The 23,548-nt window shown below is 66.3% G+C and carries 28 protein-coding genes; 9 read left to right on the top strand and 19 right to left on the bottom strand.

All coding sequences use genetic code 11. The features are described 5' to 3' along the window. Positions 1-90 precede the first annotated feature (90 nt). Positions 91-1,287 (bottom strand): multidrug effflux MFS transporter, encoded by a 1,197-nt coding sequence (locus tag GTH22_RS04190; protein WP_252943434.1) that lies wholly within the window; start codon positions 1,285-1,287, stop codon positions 91-93. A gap of 138 nt (positions 1,288-1,425) precedes the next feature. Here GTH22_RS04190 and GTH22_RS04185 point away from each other — a divergent pair, with 138 nt between their 5' ends. Beyond that, positions 1,426-2,295 carry an alpha/beta fold hydrolase gene (locus GTH22_RS04185; protein WP_252943433.1) on the top strand — a complete coding sequence of 290 codons (870 nt, stop codon included), beginning with the start codon at positions 1,426-1,428 and terminating at the stop codon, positions 2,293-2,295. Between the two features lie 21 nt (positions 2,296-2,316). Here the strand turns inward: GTH22_RS04185 and GTH22_RS04180 are convergent, their stop codons facing one another. From GTH22_RS04180 to GTH22_RS04165, 4 genes are all read right to left on the bottom strand, one after another. Then, positions 2,317-2,796, bottom strand: coding sequence for a VOC family protein (locus GTH22_RS04180; protein WP_252943432.1), 480 nt, complete (start codon positions 2,794-2,796; stop codon positions 2,317-2,319). A gap of 336 nt (positions 2,797-3,132) precedes the next feature. Beyond that, positions 3,133-4,101, bottom strand: a complete 969-nt coding sequence (locus GTH22_RS04175) for a DUF3179 domain-containing protein (RefSeq protein WP_252943431.1) — start codon at positions 4,099-4,101, stop codon at positions 3,133-3,135. Between the two features lie 76 nt (positions 4,102-4,177). Next, a complete protein-coding gene (locus GTH22_RS04170) occupies positions 4,178-4,786 on the bottom strand; it encodes a peptidylprolyl isomerase (protein WP_252943430.1) in 609 nt (202 codons plus the stop codon). Then, positions 4,779-5,279 (bottom strand): peptidylprolyl isomerase, encoded by a 501-nt coding sequence (locus tag GTH22_RS04165; protein ID WP_252943429.1) that lies wholly within the window; start codon positions 5,277-5,279, stop codon positions 4,779-4,781. Before GTH22_RS04165 ends, GTH22_RS04170 begins: the two co-directional genes overlap by 8 nt. 118 nt (positions 5,280-5,397) lie before the next feature. Between GTH22_RS04165 and pgk the strand changes: the two genes are divergently transcribed. The 7 genes from pgk (at position 5,398) to GTH22_RS04130 (ending at position 12,306) form a co-directional block, all read left to right on the top strand. Next, positions 5,398-6,576: a phosphoglycerate kinase gene (gene pgk / locus GTH22_RS04160; protein WP_252943427.1), complete on the top strand. Its 1,179-nt coding sequence runs from the start codon at positions 5,398-5,400 to the stop codon at positions 6,574-6,576. Positions 6,577-6,767: 191 nt separating this feature from the next. Further along, positions 6,768-7,661: a fructose bisphosphate aldolase gene (locus GTH22_RS04155; protein ID WP_252943425.1), complete on the top strand. Its 894-nt coding sequence runs from the start codon at positions 6,768-6,770 to the stop codon at positions 7,659-7,661. 176 nt (positions 7,662-7,837) lie between these two features. Then, positions 7,838-8,140: a septum formation initiator family protein gene (locus GTH22_RS04150; protein WP_252943422.1), complete on the top strand. Its 303-nt coding sequence runs from the start codon at positions 7,838-7,840 to the stop codon at positions 8,138-8,140. Positions 8,141-8,346: 206 nt separating this feature from the next. Continuing rightward, positions 8,347-9,369, top strand: coding sequence for a pyruvate dehydrogenase (acetyl-transferring) E1 component subunit alpha (gene pdhA / locus GTH22_RS04145; protein ID WP_252943420.1), 1,023 nt, complete (start codon positions 8,347-8,349; stop codon positions 9,367-9,369). Positions 9,370-9,383: 14 nt separating this feature from the next. Continuing rightward, on the top strand, positions 9,384-10,754 hold the full coding sequence (locus GTH22_RS04140; protein WP_252943418.1) for a pyruvate dehydrogenase complex E1 component subunit beta: 1,371 nt from the start codon (positions 9,384-9,386) through the stop codon (positions 10,752-10,754). Positions 10,755-10,764: 10 nt separating this feature from the next. Further along, positions 10,765-11,007 (top strand): hypothetical protein, encoded by a 243-nt coding sequence (locus GTH22_RS04135; RefSeq protein WP_252943416.1) that lies wholly within the window; start codon positions 10,765-10,767, stop codon positions 11,005-11,007. A 3-nt stretch (positions 11,008-11,010) separates the two neighbouring features. After that, a complete protein-coding gene (locus GTH22_RS04130; protein ID WP_252943413.1) occupies positions 11,011-12,306 on the top strand; it encodes a pyruvate dehydrogenase complex dihydrolipoamide acetyltransferase in 1,296 nt (431 codons plus the stop codon). A gap of 69 nt (positions 12,307-12,375) precedes the next feature. Here the strand turns inward: GTH22_RS04130 and cysE are convergent, their stop codons facing one another. Then, a complete protein-coding gene (cysE, locus tag GTH22_RS04125) occupies positions 12,376-13,185 on the bottom strand; it encodes a serine O-acetyltransferase (protein WP_252943411.1) in 810 nt (269 codons plus the stop codon). Between the two features lie 91 nt (positions 13,186-13,276). Between cysE and GTH22_RS04120 the strand changes: the two genes are divergently transcribed. Next, positions 13,277-13,615 (top strand): TraR/DksA C4-type zinc finger protein, encoded by a 339-nt coding sequence (locus GTH22_RS04120; protein WP_252943409.1) that lies wholly within the window; start codon positions 13,277-13,279, stop codon positions 13,613-13,615. A gap of 3 nt (positions 13,616-13,618) precedes the next feature. Here the strand turns inward: GTH22_RS04120 and GTH22_RS04115 are convergent, their stop codons facing one another. From GTH22_RS04115 to GTH22_RS04055, 13 genes are read right to left on the bottom strand one after another with little or no spacing between them, the layout of a single operon-like run. Continuing rightward, positions 13,619-13,918, bottom strand: a complete 300-nt coding sequence (locus tag GTH22_RS04115) for a hypothetical protein (protein ID WP_252943406.1) — start codon at positions 13,916-13,918, stop codon at positions 13,619-13,621. Continuing rightward, a complete protein-coding gene (locus GTH22_RS04110; RefSeq protein ID WP_252943404.1) occupies positions 13,918-14,628 on the bottom strand; it encodes a DUF2793 domain-containing protein in 711 nt (236 codons plus the stop codon). The genes GTH22_RS04115 and GTH22_RS04110 overlap by 1 nt, the downstream gene beginning before the upstream one ends. After that, a complete protein-coding gene (locus tag GTH22_RS04105; protein WP_252943401.1) occupies positions 14,621-18,553 on the bottom strand; it encodes a glycoside hydrolase/phage tail family protein in 3,933 nt (1,310 codons plus the stop codon). Before GTH22_RS04105 ends, GTH22_RS04110 begins: the two co-directional genes overlap by 8 nt. Then, complete coding sequence (locus tag GTH22_RS04100) at positions 18,553-19,005, bottom strand: NlpC/P60 family protein (protein ID WP_252943399.1); 453 nt, start codon at positions 19,003-19,005, stop codon at positions 18,553-18,555. The genes GTH22_RS04105 and GTH22_RS04100 overlap by 1 nt, the downstream gene beginning before the upstream one ends. 1 nt (position 19,006) lies before the next feature. Beyond that, positions 19,007-19,933, bottom strand: coding sequence for a DUF2163 domain-containing protein (locus tag GTH22_RS04095; RefSeq protein ID WP_252943396.1), 927 nt, complete (start codon positions 19,931-19,933; stop codon positions 19,007-19,009). Continuing rightward, on the bottom strand, positions 19,930-20,562 hold the full coding sequence (locus tag GTH22_RS04090; protein WP_252943394.1) for a DUF2460 domain-containing protein: 633 nt from the start codon (positions 20,560-20,562) through the stop codon (positions 19,930-19,932). Before GTH22_RS04090 ends, GTH22_RS04095 begins: the two co-directional genes overlap by 4 nt. Positions 20,563-20,595: 33 nt before the next feature. After that, complete coding sequence (locus GTH22_RS04085; RefSeq protein ID WP_252943392.1) at positions 20,596-21,258, bottom strand: phage tail tape measure protein; 663 nt, start codon at positions 21,256-21,258, stop codon at positions 20,596-20,598. A 4-nt stretch (positions 21,259-21,262) separates the two neighbouring features. Then, positions 21,263-21,445: a phage tail assembly chaperone gene (locus GTH22_RS04080; RefSeq protein ID WP_252943391.1), complete on the bottom strand. Its 183-nt coding sequence runs from the start codon at positions 21,443-21,445 to the stop codon at positions 21,263-21,265. Continuing rightward, entirely contained in the window at positions 21,446-21,766 is a 321-nt protein-coding gene (locus GTH22_RS04075; protein ID WP_252943389.1) for a gene transfer agent family protein, read from the bottom strand. It abuts the gene before it with no gap. A 2-nt stretch (positions 21,767-21,768) separates the two neighbouring features. After that, complete coding sequence (locus tag GTH22_RS04070; RefSeq protein ID WP_252943386.1) at positions 21,769-22,182, bottom strand: phage major tail protein, TP901-1 family; 414 nt, start codon at positions 22,180-22,182, stop codon at positions 21,769-21,771. Positions 22,183-22,207: 25 nt separating this feature from the next. After that, entirely contained in the window at positions 22,208-22,615 is a 408-nt protein-coding gene (locus GTH22_RS04065; protein WP_252943383.1) for a DUF3168 domain-containing protein, read from the bottom strand. Beyond that, the gene (locus tag GTH22_RS04060) at positions 22,612-22,953 is read right to left on the bottom strand and encodes a head-tail adaptor protein (protein WP_252943381.1); all 342 of its coding nucleotides are present in this window, start codon (positions 22,951-22,953) and stop codon (positions 22,612-22,614) included. The genes GTH22_RS04065 and GTH22_RS04060 overlap by 4 nt, the downstream gene beginning before the upstream one ends. Next, positions 22,950-23,546 (bottom strand): hypothetical protein, encoded by a 597-nt coding sequence (locus GTH22_RS04055; protein WP_252943379.1) that lies wholly within the window; start codon positions 23,544-23,546, stop codon positions 22,950-22,952. The genes GTH22_RS04060 and GTH22_RS04055 overlap by 4 nt, the downstream gene beginning before the upstream one ends. Positions 23,547-23,548: the final 2 nt, after the last annotated feature.

Here is a 23,548-nt window from a genome sequence, read left to right as displayed (position 1 = left end):
GGCCCCGACGACAACAGGAGACCGGCACTCAAACCCGGAAATGCCCCAAGGGTGCTAAAATAGGTTTAACCCGACCCGGAAAACCTTGGCTCAGGCGGTCTGGCGCACCCGCGCCAGAACCACCCATGCCAGCGCCGCCGCCGACAGGCCGCAAGCCGCGATCGCGCCCACCATCGGCACCGCGGTGCCGTCGTGGAACGGCCCGGCAATCGCCACCGCCACGCCGCCGGCCACCATCTGCAGGGTGCCCCCGAGGCTCGAGGCCATGCCGGCGTTGTCGCCATGATCGTCCAGCGCCATCACCATGGTCGTCGGGATCACGAGGCCGAGGAAGGCGTTGCCGATGAACAGCCCCGCCATCACCACCACGAGGCTGCCGCCCCCGCTCGCCACCACCGCGAAGAGCGCCGCCGTCGCAAGGCCAAAGCCACTCGCCCCGGCCAGCACCACCCGGGTCAGCCCGAGCCGGTCGGCCAGCGGGCCGGCGGCCTGGCTGGCGCCGAAGAAACCGGCGGCATTTACGGCAAATGCCAGCGAAAAACCGGTCGGGCTGAGGCCGAACTCCTGAGTATACACATAGGGCGCCAGCGAGATGAACACGAAGAAGCTCGCCATCCCGAGCCCGCCCACAAAGGTCAGCCCCATGAACTTGCCATCGCGCACCAGCATGCCCGCCACGCGGGTCAGGGCGGCCACGTTCACCTTCACCCGGCGCTCGGGCGGAAGCGTTTCGGGCAGGGCAAAATGCATCAGCGTCACGCAGGCCAGGGCGGCCACGGCCAGCACCCAGAAGATCGCGCGCCAGCCCGCGAGGGCGGCCACGCCCGAGCCCGCCAGAGGCGCCAGCATGGGCGATACCGAGATCACCAGCATGATCAGCGCCATCATCCGCGTGGCTTCCGGGCCGGTGTGCAGATCGCGGATGATCGCGCGCGGCACCACCATCACGGCCGCCCCGCCGAGCCCCTGCACGAAGCGCCAGACCACCAGCGCCTCAAGGCTTCCCGCCATCGCCGCGCCCACCGAGCCGATCGCAAACACCCCGAGGCCGAAATACACCGGCATCCGCCGCCCGGCCTGGTCCGCCCAGGGGCCATAGACCAGCTGCGCAAGGCCGAAAGCGATGAAATAGCCAATGATCGTGGCCCCCATCGCCGCTTCGCTGACCCCGAGCGCGGCGCCGATATCGGGCATTGCCGGCAGGTACATGTCGATCGCGAAGGGGCCGACCATCGACATCAGCCCGAGTATGAGCGCAGAGCGGAAAAGTCCCTCGGCCTTTGGCATCACGTATCCTTTCAGAGTGCAGTCCGCGCAGTTTCTGCACCGCGGCGTTGCGGCATACCTAGCAAAGTGAACCGCTCCGTCCAGAGCCCTGCGGAAAAATTCTTGCGCCCGTCATGCATCTGCTGACAAATGCGCCGCATGACCACCCTTCCAGCCCCTTTCGCCAGCCATCGCATCGCCGGACACGGCGGCATCGAACTCGCCGTGTCGGAGTATGGCGCCCCCGACGGGCCGCCGCTCCTCTTCGTGCATGGCTGGTCGCAGTCGCACCTCTCCTTCGCCCGCCAGTTCGCCGCGCCCGAGCTGTCGCGGTTCCGCATGGTGGGATTCGATCTGCGCGGGCACGGCGCCTCGGGCAAGCCGACCGATGCGGCGGCCTACGAGGGCTCCGAGCCATGGGGCGGCGACATCGCGGCGGTGATCGACAGCCTCGGCCTCACCCGCCCGCTGTTGCTCGGCTGGTCGATGGGCGGCAAGGCGCTCTGCGACTACCTCGCGCTGCACGGCGATGCGGCCTTGAGCGGCACCGCGATGATCGGCACCGGGCCGACCTCGGGCAAGTTCATCCCCGAAGAGGCCCGCGCCCTGCGCGCCGGCGATTCCGCCGTCGTGGCCAGGGGCATGCTCTCGCCCGACCTGGGCGAGAACCTCACCGCCACCGAGGCCTTCCTCCACGCCTGCTTCCACCAGCAGCCCACGCCCGAGGATTTCGCCCTGATGATGGGCTTCAACATGATGTGCCCGCCCGGGATTCGCGCCGCCTCGCGCCAGCGCCACGCCGATTATCGCCCGGCCGCCCGTGCCACGGCACACCCCTGCCTCGTGGTCTGGGGCGCCCATGAACGGGTCATGCCGCGCCCGATCTTCGAGGAATGCGCCGCCGAATTCGCCCATGCCGAGCCCCATGTCTTCGAAGCCTCCGGCCACGCGCCCTTCTGGGAGGAGCCCGCCCGCTTCAACAGCCTTCTGGCCGAGTTTGCCGGCCGCCTCGATCGCTCGGGCGGATAGGTCCGGGCCGCGCATCGCCCGCTACCCCTTCACCGCCGCCTCGATCTTCGCAACGTCGATCTTTCCCATCTCCATCATCGCCGCAAAGGCCCGCTCCGCCACCGCGCCGCCCGCGGCCATGGCATCGGTCAGCACCCGTGGCGTGATCTGCCAGTTCAGGCCCCAGCGGTCCTTGCACCAGCCGCAGGCGCTCTCCTGCCCGCCATTGCCCACGATGGCCTCCCAGTAGCGGTCCGTTTCCGCCTGGTCGTCCGTCGCCACCTGAAACGAGAACGCTTCCGAATGGGTAAAGACCGGCCCGCCGTTCAGCCCGATGCAGGGAATGCCCAGCACCGTGAACTGCACCGTCAGCACCTGCCCCTTCGTGCCGCCCGGAAAGTCGCCCGGTGCCTTGTGCACCGCATCCACTGAGCTGTCGGGGAAGGTCTTGGCGTAGAAATTCGCCGCCCCCTCGGCATCACTGTCGTACCAGAGGCAGATCGTCGATTTGGCCGTGGTCATGGTGAGTCCTCCATCTATGTTGATATCAACACTCATATCTGGAGGGGGGTGAAGTCAAGCCTCTTGCGCGCCATGAGCGGGAGTTTGCAATGCAGCCGCAGCACCCGAATTCTGACTCCGCGTATGCACGGGATGTGTACGGGATGTGTACCGGATGTGCCTCAGGTATTTTGCTACCCCATTTGCAACAAGTTCGCCCGCTATCCCCCTGAAACTGCTTTGATAATCCGCCTCACCGGCAGATCGCCCCTACCATCCCGCTCTGCGCCGCAGAAACTTTGCAAACTCCACATAACCCATTGACGAAGCGCGTAAATTCTCCACACTCACCAAATATCAACGAGTTTGCCCTATCATCCACTGACCTCGCGGATAAAACGCATGAAAGGCAAAGGCGAACATCAGGTCATGCGCCACGTCCCGGCCCTTGCCATCGCGCACCCGGATATTGCCCACGTCGCGCCCCTTCGAGATCGCCGCATCGTCCAGCGCGCTGGCCTGTCCGGCCGCCCATGAAATGACCACCCCCGCCTCGCGGATCTCGCCCGCCTGCGCCACCCGCGGCAAGGGCCAGGCCCGCGTGCCCACGCGCACCACACGCACCAGCGGCGGCACCCCGTGCGGCGGCATTTCTCCATTGAAAAGAAAGGGCTTTTTCGAGCTGTCATAGCCCTCGTAGGGGTTGCGCCCATAGGGCCGATTGTGGCGCGGCTCGGCCATCACCTGCCCTTTGGGATGGCGCTGCGCAAAGCTCTCCCAGCTCTCCATCCAGCTCGGCACCTGCCGCAATTCCCGCCCCGTCAGCGCCCCGACGATCCCCACCCCCAGGGCCTGCTGCCACCAGCTCTCGGTCTGGCGGTCGTACATCACCATATCCGAGTGCCGCAGCTTGCCCGTCACGCCAAACTCCAGCACCCGCCCGCCCAGCCTGCGGTCGAAGACCAGTGCAGAATTGCAGAGCGGACAATAGGTTACGGCAATCGGCACGCCGCCCATCTCGTCGTTCACGATCTCATGCCAGATCAGGTAACGCAGCGGATAGGCCCGCGCCCTGCCCCCGATCTCCACCGTGATCACAGGCTCCCGCGCCGAAAGTCCGGCCCCTTTGACGGCCCTGAAATCCGGCCCGCTGATCGCCGGAATCCCGTCCTTCCCCGGCCCGCCCGAAAGGATCTCGACCCAGCTTTCAAGACTCGTGCGCGAAAAATCCGTGCGCGGCCACTCGTGCTTCCAGAACCCCGGATCGGCCGCTGCGCACCCGGCCCAGAAAACCGCACAAACCACTGCCCGCAAAAGAAAACCCATGGCACCCTCCCCCTCTGAGGGGACAAGGATGCCATGGGCTCCAGATCTCACAAACCCCGCTCACGCAGGGTTTATTTCACTCTTGAACGGTCACGCGCTCCATGACGTCCGGCTCATTGGTGACAACGCCGCTCCCCGGCATGCCGAGGGTGATCTGATCGACCACCTCCATCCCCTCGATGACATTGCCCACAACCGTGTAGCTCCCATCCAGATGCCCCGCCGCGGCGAAGGTGATGAAAAACTGGCTGTTGGCGCTGTTGGGCTGGGCGGTGCGGGCCATGCCCACGGTGCCGCGCTCATAGGGCGCATCGGAGAATTCCGCAGGCAGATCAGGCAGATCCGAGCCACCGGTGCCGGCGCGGCTCAGGTCAGGCCCCTTGCCGAACTGCACATCGCCGGTCTGCGCCATGAAGTCCTCGATCACCCGATGAAACACCACGCCGTCATAGGCCCCGGCCTTCGCCAGCGCCACGATCCGCTCCACATGCAGCGGCGCGAGGTCGGGGCGCAGGTCGATCACCACATCGCCCTTGCCGGCCACCGTGATCACAAGGTTCGGCCCGGCGGTGTCTTCCGCCGCCGAGGCCTCGCTCACCGTGCCGTTGGTGAACAGGAAGAAGGCCGCCAGAAAGGCCAGCCCAACGGCAAAGATGCCGCCCGCAAAGACCCGGCTGTCAGACATCTGCGGCCACCTTCACGCTCTTCATCACACCCGGGTTCGCAGGCGGCTCGCCGCGCGGGATCGCATCCACATGCTCCATCCCGTCGATCACCCGGCCATAGACCGTGTAATTGCCATTGAGGAAGTGAACATCATCAAAACAAATGAAAAACTGGCTGTTCGCGCTGTCGGGGTTCTGGCTGCGGGCGGCGCCAATGACGCCCCTGTCGAAGGGCAGCTTGTTGAACTCGGCAGGCACATTCGGCAGATCGCTGCCCCCCGTCCCGGCCCGCCGCGTGTCGCCACCGGCCTTGCCGTGGGCCACGTCGCCGGTCTGCGCCATGAAGCCTTCGATCACGCGGTGGAACACCACGTTGTCATAGGAACCGGCGCGCGCCAGCTCCTTCATCCGGGCACTGTGCTGGGGCGCCACATCGGGCAGCAGCTCGATGGTGACGGTCCCGCCCTCGAGTTCGATCAGGATGGTGTTTTCGGGGTCTTTGATCTCGGCCATGCGCGCCTCCTCATATTCAAAGTCGCGCGCACCCTATGCGGCGCGGCTTCAAAGGGAAAGGGGCGCGTTGACGCCTGCGATCAAACCGGCGAGAACGGGGCAACAGATGGAGGTGGCGATGCCCTGGAAAACCCTTGATGACATGGACCTGAAGGGCAAGCGCGTGCTGGTGCGGGTCGATATCAACGTGCCGGTCGAAGACGGCAAGGTGACGGACACCACCCGCATCGACCGCATCGTACCCACCGTGCAGGACATTCTGGCCAAGGGCGGCAAGCCGATCCTGCTGGCCCACTTCGGGCGGCCCAAGGGCAAGGTGGTGCCCGAGATGTCGCTCGAAATCGTGGTGCCCGCCCTTTCCGAAGCGCTCGGCCGCAAGGTCGCCTTCGCCGAGGGCGGCTGGGATGCCGCCGTGGCCACGCTCTCCGAGGGCCAGGTGCTTCTGCTTGAAAACATGCGCTTCTTCCCCGGCGAAGAGGCCAACGATCCGGAGTTCGCCAAGGAGCTTGCCGCCCTCGGCGACATCTACTGCAACGATGCCTTCTCCGCCGCCCACCGCGCCCACGCCTCCACCGAGGGCGTCGCCCACCTGCTGCCCTCCTGTGCCGGCCGCAACATGCAGGAAGAGCTGGAGGCGCTGGAAGGCGCGCTTGGCGACCCGATCCGCCCCGTGGCCGCCGTCGTCGGCGGGGCCAAGGTCTCTACCAAGATCACCCTGCTCTCCAACCTGCTCGACAAGGTCGATCACCTCATCATCGGCGGCGGCATGGCCAACACCTTCCTGCTCGCCCAGGGCCACGAGATCGGCCAGTCGCTGGCCGAGGCCGAGATGGCCGATACCGCGCTGGAAATTCTGGAGAAGGCCAAGGGCTCGGGCTGCACGATCCACCTGCCCGTGGATGTGGTGGTGGCCGAGGAGTTCAAGGCCCGCGCGCCCCACAAGGTCTACCCCGCTCAAGAGTGTCCGAGCGAGGGCATGATCCTCGATGCAGGCCCCAAGACCGTCGCCAACATCTGCGAAATCTTCGACAGTTGCGAAACCGTCATATGGAACGGCCCGCTCGGCGCCTTCGAAATCATGCCCTTCGGCGCGGCCACCTACGCCGCCGCGCGCCAGGCCGGGGCGCTGACCGACCGGGGCGAGCTGATCACCGTGGCCGGCGGGGGCGACACCGTGGCCGCGCTGAACAACGCCAAGGCCAGCTACCAGTTCACCTATATCTCCACCGCGGGCGGCGCCTTCCTTGAATGGATGGAAGGCAAGCCCCTGCCCGGCGTGGCGGCCCTCGACGGCTGAGGCTCTCAGCGTCATCCTCGGGCTTGACCCGAGGATCTCTGGCCGAGAGACCCTCGGGTCAAGCCCGAGGGTGACGTCCCGAAAGCGCGCCCGCGCCCTTCGTTAGCGCAACCACCTTTGCACTCCCCCGCAGCCCCGGCTATCCCTCTGCGCAACGGTCAGACCATGACTCAGACAACACGGGGAACATCATGCCGAACGCCGAGCAGAAACAGAAGATCGCCGCAGGTCAGGGCTTCATCGCCGCACTCGACCAGTCGGGCGGCTCCACCCCCAAGGCGCTCAAGCTCTATGGCATCGACGAAAGCCGCTATGCGTCCGACGAGGAGATGTTCGACCTGATCCACCAGATGCGCGCCCGCATCGCCACCTCCCCCGCCTTCACCGGCGACAAGGTGATCGGCGCGATCCTGTTCGAAAAGACCATGGACCGCGACATCTCGGGCAAGCCCTCGGCCCAGTTTCTCTGGGAAGAACGCGGCGTGGTGCCCTTCCTGAAAATCGACAAGGGGCTGGAAGAAGAGGCCAATGGCGTCCAGCTCATGAAGCCGATCCCCGGCCTCTCCGATCTGCTGACCCGCGCCGTCGAAAAGGGCGTTTTCGGTACCAAGGAGCGCTCGGTGATCCATGCCGCCAACGCCGAGGGGATCGCCGCCAACGTGGCCCAGCAGTTCGAACTCGGGGCGCAGGTGGTCGAGCACGGCCTGGTGCCGATCCTCGAGCCCGAGATCAACATCAATGCCCCCGACAAGGCCGAAGCCGAGGCCATGCTGCTGGACGAGATCACAAAGCGGCTCGATACCCTGCCCGGCACCACCGACATCATGCTCAAGCTCACGCTTCCCGAGCAGGCCAACATCTACAAGCCCCTGATCGACCATCCCCGGGTGCTCAAGGTTGTGGCGCTGTCGGGCGGCTATTCGCGCGACGAGGCCAACACCCGGCTGGCGCAGAACACCGGCATGGTCGCCAGCTTCTCCCGCGCGCTGACAGAAGGCTTGGGCGACGGGCAGTCCGACACCGCATTCAACACCACCATCGGCGAGGCCATCACCTCGATCCACGCCGCGTCGGTCGCGGGCTGAGAGCCCAAGCGCGGCGCGCCGCAGGCGACGGGCCGCGCTGTTAACGAATTTGCCACAGGATATGGGCTAATTTCCTTCTGCCGGGGCAGAAAGGGATTCACTTGGCCAACGTTTCGTGCAAAATTGTTTCGACGAGGCCCGCAAAGAGGCCCGCGCAAACGAGGCACAACAACGGCATGGCAGTTTCCCGCAGACGTCCGGCATTTGGAGTGGTGATCTATTTCGCCGTTACCCTGTCGCTCGGGCTCTATTTCACCTTCGCAGCGGTTCAGGGCGATTACGGCCTGTTCCGGCGGATCGAAATCGAGGCCGAGGCGAGCGAGCTGAAGGCCGAGCGCGAAAAGCTGAAGGTCGAGGTCGCGGTGCTGCGCAACAAGACCCACCGCATGTCGGACGACTACCTCGATCTCGACCTGCTCGACCAGCAGGCGCGCGACGTTCTGGGCCTGATCCGCGCCGACGAGATCGTCATCCGCTGACCCCACCCTCTCTGCACCGCAGCATTGCGCCCGCGCCCGCGCTCGACCGCGCGTTCTGGCGCACGCGCCGTTAACCTTCTGGTAACGAAGCAGAAACCTGCCGCCCCTCCCTGCCCTGAAATTTTCATGTGCATCCCCGCAAGGGCGGTGCTAATACATGGTTCAACGTTAAACTACTTTTCAAGACTCGGGGAGGAGAGGCTGCGATGGCGGCTCGTAAGACCACCAGAAAGACACCCGCAAAATCCAACACGTCCAAGGACGAGTTGCTCGCCTACTACCGGGACATGCTGCTCATCCGCCGGTTCGAAGAAAAGGCCGGCCAGCTTTACGGCATGGGCCTCATCGGCGGGTTCTGCCACCTCTACATCGGCCAGGAAGCCGTTGTCGTCGGGCTCGAAGCCGCCGCCGAAGAGGGCGACAAGCGCATCACCTCCTACCGCGACCACGGCCACATGCTGGCCTGCGGCATGGACCCCAAGGGTGTGATGGCCGAGCTGACGGGCCGCGAAGGCGGCTACTCCAAGGGCAAGGGCGGCTCGATGCACATGTTCTCGAAAGAGAAGCATTTCTACGGCGGCCACGGCATCGTCGGCGCGCAGGTGCCCCTCGGGGCGGGCCTCGCCTTTGCCGACAAGTACAACGAAAACGGCCGCGTCACCTTCACCTACTTCGGAGACGGCGCCGCCAACCAGGGCCAGGTCTACGAGACCTTCAACATGGCCGCCCTCTGGAAGCTGCCGGTGATCTTCGTGATCGAGAACAACCAGTACGCCATGGGCACCTCGCAGAACCGCTCCACCTCCACCGAAGACATCCACACCCGCGGCGGCCCCTTCGGCATCCCCGGCGAGATCGTCGACGGCATGGATGTGCTGGCCGTCAAGGCCGCGGGCGAAAAGGCCGTGGCGCACTGCCGCGCGGGCGAAGGCCCCTATATTCTGGAAGTGAAAACATACCGTTACCGCGGCCACTCCATGAGTGACCCGGCCAAGTATCGCACCCGCGAAGAGGTGCAGAAGATGCGCGAGGAGCGCGATCCCATCGAGCGGGTTCGCGCCATGCTGCTCGAAGGCAAGCACGCCTCCGAAGAGGACCTCAAGGCCATCGACAAGGAGACCAAGAACATCGTGAACGAGGCCGCCGAATTCTCGAAGGAGAGCCCCGAACCCGCGCTCGAAGAGCTCTGGACCGACATTTACGCCGACGTGGCGCCGCAGGAAGCCTGAGGGGGAGAACGACAATGGCAACAGAACTGCTCATGCCCGCGCTCTCCCCGACGATGGAGGAAGGCACGCTTGCAAAATGGCTGGTGAAGGAGGGCGACACCGTGTCGTCCGGCGATATCCTGGCCGAGATCGAAACCGACAAGGCGACGATGGAATTCGAAGCCGTCGATGAGGGCACCATCGGCAAGATCCTCATCGAAGAGGGCACCGAAGGGGTGAAGGTAAACACCCCTATCGCCGTGATCCTCGAAGAGGGTGAAGATGCCTCCGCCGCCGAAAGCGCCTCTGCGCCCAAGGCCGAAGAGGCCCCGGAGGCGTCTAATGCGGCCCCTGCCCCGGCAGCAGCCGCGGCCCCCAAGGCCCCCGAGGTCGACGCCTCGCCCGATTGGCCCGAGGGCACCGAGATGGTGCAGACCACCGTACGCGAAGCGCTGCGCGACGCCATGGCCGAAGAGATGCGCGCCGATGAGGGCGTCTACCTCATGGGCGAAGAGGTGGCCGAGTATCAGGGTGCCTACAAGGTATCCCAAGGCCTGCTCGACGAGTTCGGCGCCAAGCGGGTGATCGACACGCCGATCACCGAGCACGGCTTTGCCGGCATCGCCGTCGGCGCCGCCTTCGGCGGGCTTCGTCCGATCGTCGAGTTCATGACCTTCAACTTCGCCATGCAGGCGATCGACCAGATCATCAACTCGGCCGCGAAAACGCTCTACATGTCCGGCGGCCAGATGGGCGCACCCATGGTGTTCCGCGGCCCCAACGGCGCCGCCGCCCGCGTGGGCGCCCAGCACAGCCACGACTACGCGGCCTGGTATGCGCAGATCCCGGGCCTGAAGGTTGTCATGCCCTACTCCGCCGCCGACGCGAAGGGCCTGATGAAAACAGCCATCCGCGACCCCAACCCGGTGGTCTTCCTCGAGAACGAAATCCTCTACGGCCGCTCCTTCGACGTGCCCAAGCTGGACGACTTCACCATTCCCTTCGGCAAGGCAAAGATCTGGCGCGAAGGCACCGATGTGACCCTGGTCAGTTTCGGCATCGGCATGCAGTATGCGCTCGAAGCCGCTGATAAACTTGCGGAAGACGGAATTTCCGCCGAGGTGATCGACCTGCGCACCCTGCGCCCGATGGACACCGGCACCGTGATCAAATCGGTGATGAAGACCAACCGCTGCGTGACCATCGAAGAGGGTTTCCCGGTCTGCTCGATCGGCAACCACATCTCCTCGGTGCTGATGCAGGAGGCGTTCGACTATCTCGACGCGCCGGTCATCAACTGCACCGGCAAGGACGTGCCGATGCCCTATGCCGCAAATCTCGAGAAGCTCGCGCTCGTCACCACCGACGAGGTGATCGAGGCGGTGAAAAAAGTGACCTATCGCTAAGGGGGGAGTGATGAGCCAGATCGACATACTCGGAACCGGCCCCGGCGGGCTGCGGATCGGGCTTGGCCCGGCCCGCGCGCTGGTGCCCAGCGCCCTGCTCGCCCGCGAGATCAACGCCGATTACTCCGCCGCCCAGGCGGAGGAATGGGCCGCCGCGATGAGCCACGACTTGACCGAAGCCATGACTGCGCTGACCTCCGGCCAATCGCCGGACGCGCCTTACAACATGATCCAGCTTGAGAGGGAGGCCTGAGCCATGCCCACCGAAGTACTGATGCCCGCCCTCTCGCCCACCATGGAGCAAGGCACTCTTGCGAAATGGCTGGTAAAAGAGGGAGATACCGTCTCTTCCGGTGATCTGCTTGCCGAGATCGAGACCGACAAGGCCACGATGGAGTTCGAAGCCGTCGATGAAGGTGTGATCGGCAAGATCCTGATCGAGGAAGGCACTGAAGGCGTGGCTGTGAACACGCCCATCGCGGTGCTGCTCGAAGAAGGCGAAAGCGCCGATGACATCAAGGAAGGCGGCTCCGCGCCCGCCCCTGCATCTTCCGGACCCAAGGCAGAGGACAAGCCGAAGGACGCCGCTCCGGCTGCATCTGCGGCCCCTGCTGCGCCATCGAAGGACGGCGAGCGGGTCTTTGCCTCTCCGCTGGCCCGCCGGATCGCCAAGGACAAGGGCATCGACCTTGCCGCCATCAAGGGCTCCGGCCCCCATGGCCGCATCGTGAAGGCCGACGTGGAAAGCGCCAAGCCCGGTGCCGCGCCCGCTGCCGAAGCCGCCAAGGCCCCTGCCGCGGCAGCCGCCGCCGCCCCAGCCGGCCCTTCCACCGAGGCCGTCATCAAGATGTACGAGGGCCGCGAGTACGAAGAGGTCAAGCTCGACGGGATGCGCAAGACCATTGCCGCCCGCCTCACCGAGGCCAAGCAGACGATCCCGCATTTCTACCTGCGGCGTGACATCCAGCTTGATGCGCTGCTGAAGTTCCGCAGCCAGCTGAACAAGCAGCTGGAAGGCCGGGCCGTGAAGCTCAGCGTGAACGATTTCATCATCAAGGCCTGCGCGCTTGCACTTCAGGCCGTGCCGGATTGCAACGCCGTCTGGGCCGGTGACCGGGTGCTGAAGCTCAAGCCCTCGGATGTGGCCGTGGCCGTGGCGATCGAGGGCGGGCTGTTCACTCCCGTGCTCAAGGATGCCGACACCAAGTCGCTCTCGGCCCTCTCTGCCGAGATGAAGGATCTCGCGGCCCGCGCCCGTGATCGCAAGCTCGCGCCTCATGAGTACCAGGGCGGCACCTTCGCCATCTCCAACCTCGGCATGTTCGGGATCGACAACTTCGATGCCGTCATCAACCCGCCCCATGGCGCGATCCTCGCGGTCGGGGCTGGCGTGAAAAAACCAGTCGTCGGGATGGATGGCGAGCTGACCGTGGCCACGGTGATGAGTGTGACGCTTTCGGTCGACCACCGTGTGATCGACGGCGCGCTCGGGGCCGAGTTCCTCAAGGCGCTGGCCGAGAACCTCGAGAACCCGATGGTCATGCTCGCCTGAGCGTCACCGCAGAACACGAAAAGGGCCGCTCAAGAGCGGCCCTTCTTGCTTCTGATGCTGTAAGCTCTGTTAGTCAGCGCCGCCAAGAAGCTGGTTCATCGACACCGACGGCTGTGAGCAACCTGCCTTGCCAACGATCTTTGCAGGCACACCCGCCACCGTGCTCTCGGGCGGTACGTCATGCAGCACAACAGAGCCTGCGGCAATACGCGAGCAGCACCCCACCTTGATGTTGCCCAGCACCTTGGCCCCGGCCCCGATCAGCACGCCGTCGCCAATCTTGGGGTGGCGGTCTTCATCTTCCTTGCCGGTTCCGCCCAGCGTGACCGAATGCAGGATCGACACGTTATCCCCCACCACGGCGGTTTCGCCGAACACGATGGAGTGGGCATGGTCGAGGAAGATCCCCTTGCCGACCCGGCAGGCCGGGTGGATATCGACACCAAAGGTTTCCGACACCCGCATCTGGAAGAAATAGGCCATGTCCTTGCGGCCCTGCTCCCAAAGCCAATGGCCGACGCGATAGGCCTGAATGGCCTGGTAGCCCTTGAAGTACATCAAGGGCTGGATGAACCGATGGCAGGCCGGGTCGCGCTCATAGACCGCCACAAGGTCCGCACGGGCGGCCTGGCCGATCAGCGGATCGGAGGCATAGGCCTCGTCGGCAATCTCGCGCAGCAACTGTTCCGACATCTCCCCCGAAGCGAGCTTCATCGAAACGCGAAACGCCAGCGCCTGCTCCATCGACTTGTGGTGCAGAATACAGGAGTGCATGAGACCGCCCAGAAGCGGCTCGTCGGCAATTGCCTCCTCGCCTTCACGAATGATCCGATCCCAAACGGGATCAACCTCGGTCAGCTTGCTCTTGGTCTGGGCCATGGTCTTGTCCTTGCACGTGCTGCTAGCCTTTTAGCCCAGATAGGCCCCAGTGGCCAATTGCAAAGGGTCATGAAAGGTTAAAGGCATCGTGATGGATGAGGCAGGGCAACAGAAGTTTCGGGAGAGGCTGGCCGCGCGGCTGACGGATCTCGCGGAGGGCGAGGCACTGGGGCGCGACGGCAAGAAAGTTGTCACGCTCGACCAGCAGGCCGTCGGGCGTCTGAGCCGGATGGATGCTCTGCAGTCGCAAGCGATGGCACAGGCGGCCAGCCGGTTGAGGTCGGCGGAAGAACGCCGCGTCAGGGCAGCCCTCGCGCGGCTGGACGAAGGCGAGTTCGGCTATTGCACCGACTGCGGAGAAGAGATCGCGCCCGCCCGCCTAGATCAGGACCCATCCGTCGCCCTCTGCATCTCCTGCGCGAGGGGCTGACGTTCAGGGCATCAGCTCCCGGCCGGTCCTGAACCGGATCACCGCCTCAAGCACCAGCGCCCAACATTGCGCATAGTCGAAATCCTCGAAACTGCGGGCCAATGCCCGGGGCTGGCGGGCCACCGCCGCACCAAGCGTGCCGTCACCCCAGAGCCGATGCAGCCGCCCCGTCGTCTGGCGATGGCGATCCGCCGCATCGGCAAAGGCAATGAACCGCTCCACCGCCTGCGCACGCTCCTCCGGCAGCAATGGCAAGAGCACGCGCGCAACTTCGCAGATATCGCTGTGGTGAAGCGGACGCATCAGAGGTTGGGCAGGTCGATGGAGAAGAAATGCGCGGCAACCCGGATCTCGCCACCAGCAAAATCCCCTCCAGTTGCCGTGAGCTTGAGCGCATTTGCCGAATACCATGTGGTGGGCGCGCCCAGCAGGCCGGTGCAATAGGAGCCCTGCCCAAGTCCGAGCCCCGACCCAAACTGGCTTTCCGAACCACTGATGCCGAAGGTCCAGCTGCTCAAAGTGCCGGTGATCGCGGTGATGACACGCGCCGACACCGCAAAGACCATCGCATTGGCCGGCACCTGAACCGCCGTGGTGTCACTCGACCCCGCAGCAATCACATGATCGAACTCGAGCACCTGCATCTTTGACGCCGCCCCCGAAGGGCTGGCGGCCATCAGTGGCGGTTGCCAAGCAGAGCCGTCCCAAAGCGCGTCCGTCGCCGTGTCGATGATCCAGGCCCGCCAACCGACCTGCGGCGCAACAAAGACCCAGCCGCCATTGTCGCCAATGGCAACCTGTCCGCCCTGCCCGGCCCATGCGTTGACCGCACCGGAGGGCACGAACCAGCATTCACCGTCCACCACCGCACCTGGCGGCGTGGTGGTGCTCGCCGATTGCAACCTCAGCTGTGCCAGCCCGTCGAGCCGCATCAAGGCGGCATTCACCGTCACGTGCTTCTGCGCCTGGCTGGCCTGAAGCAGCGGCAGTTTCAACTGCGTGGTCTCATCCATTGATCTCACCCTTTCCAAAAAGTCCCGGCCCGAAGCGCTCGGAGATCTGCGCGACATGAAGTTCAAAGGCGCCGGTCACCCCGTCGCCCGATTGCACCGCCGCCCCATAGGTCCAGCCCGGGCTGCTCACGGTCGTTTCGCGGATCACCGCGCCGCCCTGCACCACCCGCACCACATAGGCCTCACTCGCCTCCCCAAGCGGCACCTCCGGCACATCCCATCCGTCACCGTCGATCCGCGTCCTGCGCACCCAAGTGATCTGCAGGTCGCCGGTCTCATCGCGGCGCCCGGTGATATGCACCGGCGCGTAGGGCCTAAGCCCATTGCCGTCGAAGGCCTCCTGCCGTTCCACGTAGGACGGATCGCTGAAGGCACGCCCTGCGGGGCCGATGCGATAGGTGCGGGAAAGACGGCGGGCGGCGCTGGCCAGCTCGATCTGGGTGAGGTTGCCGTCAAGCAGCACCACCTGGCTACCAACGGGCCACGCCTGCGGCATCAACCCATCCGTGCCAAGCTGCCCCCTGAGCCGCGCGCTCACCTCATAGGTGCGCTCCGCCACCAGCTCCGCCGTGGCAAACTGGAAGATCTCCCAATTGCCCGCGCTGCCATCCCCGATCGCCATCGCATTGCGCCCGGCAAACACCTGCGCCTCGCTGGCAGAGGAAAGCACGCCCGCCGCGAGCCGCACCCGCAACGGTTCCCCCCGCTCCCACTGCCCGGGGCGACCGGCAACCAACACTGTTTCCGTCTCGCCGATGGTGGCCCGCGCCGAGATCAGCCGGTTCAACTCATACTCCGCACCCGTGGCCGACGCATAAACCGCGACCGACCCGGGCCAAGGCACCGCCGAGGCGGCAACATGCGGGGCATGGGGCACCTCGTCGCCGGTCATCAACGGCAGGTCGAGGAACAGCGGGTAGACCGGCAGCGGCGGCACGAAGGGTACAAGGGTCGCCGGATCTTCTATGGCATCGCTGGGCGTGTAGACACTTGGCTCGACGCGCACCGCGTCGATGATCTGGCTGCCCGCCTGCTCCACCTTGTCCACCCGGTAATCCGCCATCCGGTCTTCCGTCGGCAGCGTGATCACATCGCCCGCCCCGATCGAGAGCATCGACGGCGGCAGGGCAAACCGCGCCGTATCCCGCGCCACCCGGCTCTCCGCAAGCCAGCGCTCTACGATGCCCTGCGCCTCCGACTTCGTGAGCGCCAGCGGCAGTTCAGACTGCGCCACCGCGTAGCTCACCTCGTCGGGAAAGATCGCTTCTGCGGCCCGCACCTCGTAGGCGCCGTTGTTCTCGACGTAGTTCAACCGCACCTTGCCCGCCGTCTCCGCCGCCGGCGCACGCAGCAGGGTAATATCGGCATCCAGATCATCGGTCACAGCAAGCGTGTCGCGGCTGATCTGCCCGCCCGTCAGCCCTGTGCGGCTGGCAAACCGCAGGGTTCCCTCCCGCTCCACGGCATCAAACCCAAAGGCCAGCATCAGCGGTTGTAGCGCCGCCCGGGCACCTTGCAGATCGCTCACCGTATAGCCGCGAACCAACCCGAAGAGCCTGCGAAGGTCGAGCGCCTCCAGCGACAGGCCCGAGCGCAAGCACAGCTCGGCCACAACGGCCGGAAGCGCCTCGCTCGTCACCCGCCCGTTCAGCCAATGCCCGCGCGCGTAGTTGTCGCCATCACTCCACACCTCGAGCGCCGCCGGAAAATAGGGAAAGGGCCGCGCATCCCAGGCCCAGACATGGGCGCGGCTCATGTCCACCATCGGCCCGCCATATGTGGCCGACACCGGATTGTTGCCTACCTCGTCGAAATGCGCCGCCACCGCCCGCAGGTATTGCGCCTGAATCAGGTCGTCGCGGGTGCCGTCCGAAAAATGCGGCAGCCCGCTTTCCGAGCTCTTCGCATCGAGGAATTTGTTGGGCTGGTTGGTGCCCTTGTCGATCGCCGCGCAGCCCAGTTCGGTAAACCAGATCGGCTTGGCCTCGGGCAACCAATCGGTCGGCGCAGCCTGTCGCTGGCCCCCGATCCGCTCGTGATGCACGTTCTGCCACCAGCTCTTCAGGTCCTTGTAGCGATAGATCCAAGGCTCGCCATGCGCCTCATCCGTGATCGGCGTGCGGATCTGGGCCTTTCGCGCGGCGTCATGGGCGTAATACCAATCATAGCCCTCGCCGCCCGCAACATTGCCCTTCAGGTAATCGAGGTCATAAATCGCCCCGGCCCCGGCGTCGGCATGGCTTTCACCATCGCGCCAGTCCGAGATCGGCATGTAGTTGTCGATCCCGATGAAATCTATGTTGGCATCGGCCCAGAGCGGATCGAGGTGAAAATAGACATTGCCCGAGCCGTCCTGCGGATGGTAGCCAAAGTATTCGCTCCAATCGGCGGCATAGCCGATCTTGCAGCCCGCCCCCAGAATGCCCCGCAACTCCGCCGCAAGCGCCCGCATTTCCGCCACCGCCGGAAAGCCGCTCGCGCCCCGGATCTGGGTCAGGCCGCGCATCTCGGAGCCAAGGCAGAAGGCCTCCACGCCCCCTGCCGCCGCGCAGAGATGCGCATAGTGCAGAATGAACCGCCGGAACGACCACTCCTCGGGGCCCCCATAGCTCACCACCCCACCAGCCACCAAAAAGTCGCCCGCCGAAGCCGTGCCGAAGAAGGCCGCCACCTCTGCCTCCGCCGCCGCCGTGCCATCGGGCGAGCCATCCCGGCCTGCGGCGATGGATTGGGTGATCCGCCCCCGCCACGGCAGTTTCGGCTGGTCGGAGGCGCCGCTCCAGGGATCGGGCAGCCCGTTCCCCTCGAGCTGGTCCATCAGAATGAACGGATAGAAGACAACCTCCTGCCCCGCCGCCTTCATCGCTGCAATCGCCTCGAGCACAGCCGCGTCCGCAGGCGTCCCGCCATAGATCGGGCGATCCTCCGCATCTCGCGGGGTCTGCCCGGCCGCACCGCGCGAGAGGCCGCTCACCCGCCAGGGCATCGGCTTGCCGTCATGGATGGCCTGCTCCACTTTGGGGCGCACTTCGCAGCTGCCACAGCGCAGGTCGCTGCCAAACCAGCTCACCACCAGCGAAACCGAACCGCAGGCGGGCAGCTCGTCGCCGAGGGTCTCCAGAGACACCGCAAAATCGGTCTTGCCACTGGGGCTGTTGACGTTGGCCGACTGGCTGTGGCCCTGCCCGAAGTCATAATGCACCGGCGTGGTGGCCAGCGCGTATTCGCCCGTGCCCGGCACCAGCGCCACCGCCTTCACCACGCGGCTCAGGCTACGGGCCTCCGGCGTGTCGACCTCGGCGCTCACCGGACGCACCACCTCGAACGACAGCTGCGGCACCCGGTTGCCGAACTCGCCCAGTTGCAGATCCTCGATCACCACATAGGCCAGCCCGCGATAAGAAGGCACCTGCCCAGCGCCTTCCACGGCCTCCATCTTGGGGTCGGGCAGCTGGTCTTCGGTGCCCGCGTAGACCCGCATGGTCAGATCATCCGGCGCAATCTCCACCCCATCGGCCCACACCCGGCCAACCCGGCTGATCTCACCTTCGCAGAGCGCCACCGCAAGGCTGATGGAGTAAGAATAGCTGCGCACCGTCGGCCCCTTGGGCGCCCCTTTCCCGCCGGTGCTCTCTTCGCTCACATGCTCCTTGAACTGGGTCGCCCAGATCACTTGGCCGCCCACACGCATCCGCCCGAAAACCTGCCCGATCGGCGCGCCCTCGCTGGCCCCGGTGACGCGAAAGCGCTCGACCTTGCCAGCCTCCACAACCTGGCTGCCCTGCCCCATCAGCCGCTGGTCGATCACCCGGCCGAGGGTCGCGCCCACGGCACGGCCGATAACCGCCCCCGACAGGCCCAGAAAGGTGCCTCCCAAGGAGGATCCAAGCGCGGCTCCCGCCGCCGAAAGTAAAATCGTCGCCATCAGCAGACCCCCTCGGGAAATTCAAATCGCGCCGCCACCCGACGCGCCCAGGGGCGGGTAAAGGCGCTTTCCACCACCCCGTGCCCCGAATAGGCGTGAATGAAACTCGCGGCCTCGCCCACCCGCGCCTGAAGGCCCAGGTGCTTGGCCACCGCGCCCTCCCGCATCCGGAAGAGCACCACATCGCCGGGCGCTTCCGGCGCCCGCAGCGGCTTTTCGCGCAGGTGTCGCCGGGCCGCCGCCCATAGCGCCTCTTCCCGCGCGGCCTCCGACCAGTCGCGGCTGTAGGCCGGCACGGCCTCCGGCTCGCGGCCCCAGAGCTCGCGCCACACTCCCCGCAACAGGCCGAGGCAATCGCAGCCCGCCCCCCTGCACGACGCCTGATGCCGATAGGGCGTGCCGATCCAGCCACGTGCCGCCGCCACGATCGCCTCTCGTCGCTGCACTTCCATCTCAGAACCACGGCAAAGCGGAAGGCGTCGCGCCATGGCGGCTCTCCCCGCTGTTGCCTTCCCCGCGCTTGGGATACTTCATCATCCAGTCCTCGCCGGGGATGTGCGGAAAACCGCGAAAATTCAGGAAGTTGTCGAACTTCAGCCGGCAGGTGGCCGCGCGCTTGTCACAGCCCGCCTCCAGCCGCACCATGTCGCCAGCCGCGATCTGCGCCGGGAGTTGCTCCCAGAGTTCCACCTCGCGGCCCTCGTTGGTGAGCCGGTCATTCTTGATCAGCCCCACCAGCCCCTCGGCCTGCCCGCTCATCACCCGCAGGCGGCCGCGCTCGAACCAGCGCAGATCGAACTCTGCCGTGTCGGCAAAGCCAAATACACGGCCCCCCTCCACCGCCTGCACCGCCACCTCGGCACTGTAGCCCGCGGCGCCCAGATCGAACCGGCACATCCCGTCGCCCAGCACCGCGCTGCATTGCGGCTGATACACCCGCCCCTGCGGCTGGTTGAGCGCCTCGGTCAGCCCCCGCAGCTCGGCCTCGAAAGCCCCGTTCGCCCGGCTCACCTCGCCGATCGTGCCGCGAAACAGCAGCAGCCGCGCGCCGGGATCGGCCCAGTTCACCATCCAGGCTTTCACCTCGGCCCCGTCATAGCGCCCGGCCAGAATGTCCGTCTCGGTGATCGCCTCGCTCATCAGCGCCCCGAGCGCCTCGGTGTTGTCGACCGAAAGCCCGGTGCCCTGCACCAGCGCCTTGGCCGTCAGCCCGGTGTTCGCCCTGAACTCCAGCCCGTCGAACGAAAGCCCGGCGTCGTGATCGGTAAAGCCCAACACCCGGCCATCGGCCCGCGTCACGCTCCAGCAGCGGCACACCGTGGTAATGCCGCCGCCCAGATGCGCATGAAGCGCCGCCGCCTCCGGCCCCGCCCCGCTCACAGGCGCAGCTCCACCACCGGCACCGTGGGCACATCGCCCGCCTTGAAGCTCGCCACCGAGGTCTGGATCCTGTCGGTGTCAAAGCGCACCGGCACGTCGAACTCAAAGCCCGCCGTCACCGCAAAGCCGATCGAGGGCGCATCCTCGAAGGTCACCGTGCCAGCAGCCAGATCGACCTCGAAATGCACCCCCTCCTGGTAATACGTCCCCTCGATCCCCGCCGTGACGCTGCCGAACACCGGCTTGGTGATGGGCCGGGTGTAGCTCGCATCGCCCGAGCGATAGGTTTTCGAAAGCTGAAACCTCTTCGTCACCCCGTCACCGGTGCCGATTACCTCGTCCTGCCAATCCGGGGTGGCGCTGGCGGCACCGGTCTTGAAGTCCGACCAGTCCTTCCAGCGAAACCCGTAGAGCTGGCCACGTCGCGCCTCGAAGAAAGCCAGCAGCGTTTCGATGTCGTCGAGCGAGCGCATCCCCAGCCCCGCGTCGTAGCGGCGGCGCGAATGGGCCCAGGGCGTGTTGCGCTCCTCAAAGCCATTGGCCAGCGTCACGATCTCGGTCCGCCGCTCCGGGCCGCCCACCGAGCCAAAGCTCAGGCTGGCCGGAAACCGCACCTCATGAAATCCCATCACGTCATCCTTCCAATTGCTGTCCTGCCCGCCTCAGCGGTTGCGCTGGCCCTGCGCCAGCACCCGGCTCATCTGCGCGGCCACCTGCGCGCGGCTGCGCTCGAAGCCCTTCACATCCGGGGTCGAGATGTTCATCACCAGGTTCACCGGCCGTCCGCCGCCCTGCGTGCGCACCCCCAGCGAGCCGTCCGCGCCCCGTGCCAGCGGCATGATCGCCTCCGGCCCCGCCTCGCCCATCAGCCCGCGCCCGCCCCGCATCGGAAACATCGTGGGCTGGCTCACCACCCCACCCTTGGCAAAGGGCTGCACCCGCCCCTGGCTGAAGGCCCCGCCCTTCTCGAAGGCGAGGCCGCCGGTGATGAAGTTTTCCAGCCCATTGCCAATCAGCCCGCCGAAATGGTCGGTGATCGGCTTCATCGCGGCGTTGTAGGTGGCATTCACCATCGCCTCCGCAACCGTGCGCAGCGCCTCCGAAAGCCGCATCCCGTCAAACACCAGCCCGTCGAAGGCCTTGCGCAGACCCCGCCCGATCTGGCTCGAAAGCTGGCCGACATTGGCCTGCGTCACCGTCAGGCTCGCCTGCATCCGCATCAACTCGCTGTCGAAAGCGGCCACCATCTGCGCCGCGCCGCCAAAGGCGGTCTCCAGCGCGTCCACCTGCGTCTCGAGGGCCTCGGCCCCGTCGTAGTCTGCCATCGGATCAATCCTTCGGTTTGTCGGGGAAGGCGGCGGCCAGTTCGGCCAGCCGCGCCCGTGTCAGCGGCGGGGCGGCCTGCTCCAGCCCCAGCATCACCATCAGTTCCACCGGGGTCAGCGCCCAGAACTCCGCCGGCTTCAGCCGCAGCTCCAGAAGGCCCCGGCGCAGCAGCCCGGCCCAGTCCATTCACGCGCCCTTGGGCAGCGCGAAGGCGCGGGCGAGCAGCTCGGCGGCCACCCGCGCGGCCTCCACGGGGCCGCCGCCGATCTCCACGGTCAGCAGGTCGGCGGCGCGGCCCTGCCAGCCCCCGCCCCTGAGCCCGGCCACCAGCAGCGCCAGCACGTCCCGCGTGCTGAACCGCCCGCCCTCGAAGCGCTCGACCAGCTCCATCAGCGTTCCCGTCTCCAGCGCCGCCTCCAGCTCGGCCAGCGCGCCGAGCGTCAGCTTGCAGCGGTGCTCGGCGCCATCGAGCACCAGCACCGCCTCCCCGGTCCATGGGTTCGCCATCCTCAGATCGCCGTGAAGCTCAGCGCACCCGCCGAAGCCAGCGCCAGCTCATAGGTCGCCTCGCCATCGTGGCTGCCCGCGTATTCGACCGAGGTAATCTGAAACGCCCCCTCCACCACGCCGAAGTCGGGGATGATGACCTGAAACTCCGGCGTCTCCCCGTCAAAGAAGATCTGCCGCGCCCGCTCGTCGCTCGCCTCGTCCCGGAACACGCCCGAGCCGCTGATATTGGCGCTCTTCACCCCCGCCCCGGCCAGCAGCTCGCGCCACCCGCCCTGGCTTTCGAGCGAGGTCACATCCACGCTCTCGGTGTTGAAACTCACCCGCGTCGCGCGCAGCCCGGCGACGGTCTCGAACAGGCCGCTGCCGGTCATGTCCATCTTTATCAAAAGGTCTTTGCCATTCTGGGCAGCCATTTGCGTTCTCCTTCAGGATGAAAGGTCAGTCGTCGATCCAGGCCGCGAAGCGCAGATCAATACGGCGTTGGTTGCCCTCGCCCACTCGGCGGGCACGGGCACGTTCGAACTTGAGGCTCACCAGCCGGCCCCGGCTGAGGGACAGATCGGCCCCCAGCATCGCGTCGCTGATGGCGCCCGCGATCTGCTTGGCGGCACCGAAGCCCGCCGCATCGCTGACAACGCTCACCGTGAACCGGTGCAGCGCGGCCTCGCCGGTGCAGTCGCAGCGCGACAGCACCTCCTCCGGCCCGAGGCTCACATAGGTTCCCGGCGGCGCGCCCGGCGGGGCGGCATCGTAGATGTCGCTGCCCACCAGCGCCGAAACGCCCGGATCCGCGGCAAGGTGCTGGTAGAGCGCGGCCTGTAGCGCCGCAGATGCTCCGTAACTCATGCCGACACCTCCTCGCGGGCATAGCAGGTCAGGTAGCGGCCCCGCGCATCGCGCTCGGCCACCGCCAGAATGCGATAGATCCGCGCCCCCTCCCTGAACCGCTGTTCCGGCCTCGGGCGGCTCGTCGCCCCCGGCGGGGCGGCGCGCACCGTGATCCGGTAGGGCACCGAAGAGACCGTCAGGAACTCGTCCGCCCGCTCCCGCCCGCTGCCCGATTTCACCTCCGCCCAAAGCTGGCCCAGCTCGGCCCAGCTCTGGCTCCACCCGCCCGAGCCATCGGGCAGGCGCTCCGGGGTTTCGAGCACCAGCTTTCGGTTCAGCACCGGCACCACGCTCATCGTCTTGCCCCGGTGATGCGGATCGAGCGCCAGCGTTCGATCAGCGCCGACACGCCGTAGGGAATGACCCCTTCGCCGGGCCGCGCCTCGTGGCGGTAGTCGTAGTAGTGCCCCGCCAGCAGCAGCACCGCCTGCGCCAGATCGGGCGGAATATCGCTCCAAGCGGCGCCAAACCCGGCCCCGAACTCGATCACGATGGTCCCGCCCTTCGGCACCGCCGGAAAGGTGGTTCCCGTGGCCCGGATGTGGGGGCGGTGGGTGTCGGGCTCCAGCCGGTACTTCGCGGGCGCCACGAGGCTCTCCCAATCCAGCAGATCCACCGTCTTCACGGAGGTGATCGCGCTCACCGGCGCCACCGGCAGCGCCATCGCATCCGTCCCGCGCCAATGCGCCAGCACCCACCGGAACTCCCGCGCCAGCAGCACCTTCCCGGTCCAGGCCTCCACCGCCGCCATCGCGGCCCGCAGCAGCGTCTCCAGCAGCCCGTCCTCCGACCCCTCGTCGGAAAATCCCGTGCCCATCCGCAGATGCGCCTTGAACTCGACCACCGGAAGCGCCGCCGCAGGCACCGTGGTCAACTCGGTCAAAATCATCA

Origin of the sequence: Oceanicola sp. 502str15 (assembly GCF_024105635.1) — a bacterium.
Lineage (GTDB): Bacteria > Pseudomonadota > Alphaproteobacteria > Rhodobacterales > Rhodobacteraceae > Vannielia.
The sequence above is the reverse complement of the archived record's forward strand: the minus strand, read 5'-3'. Positions and strand labels throughout refer to the sequence as shown.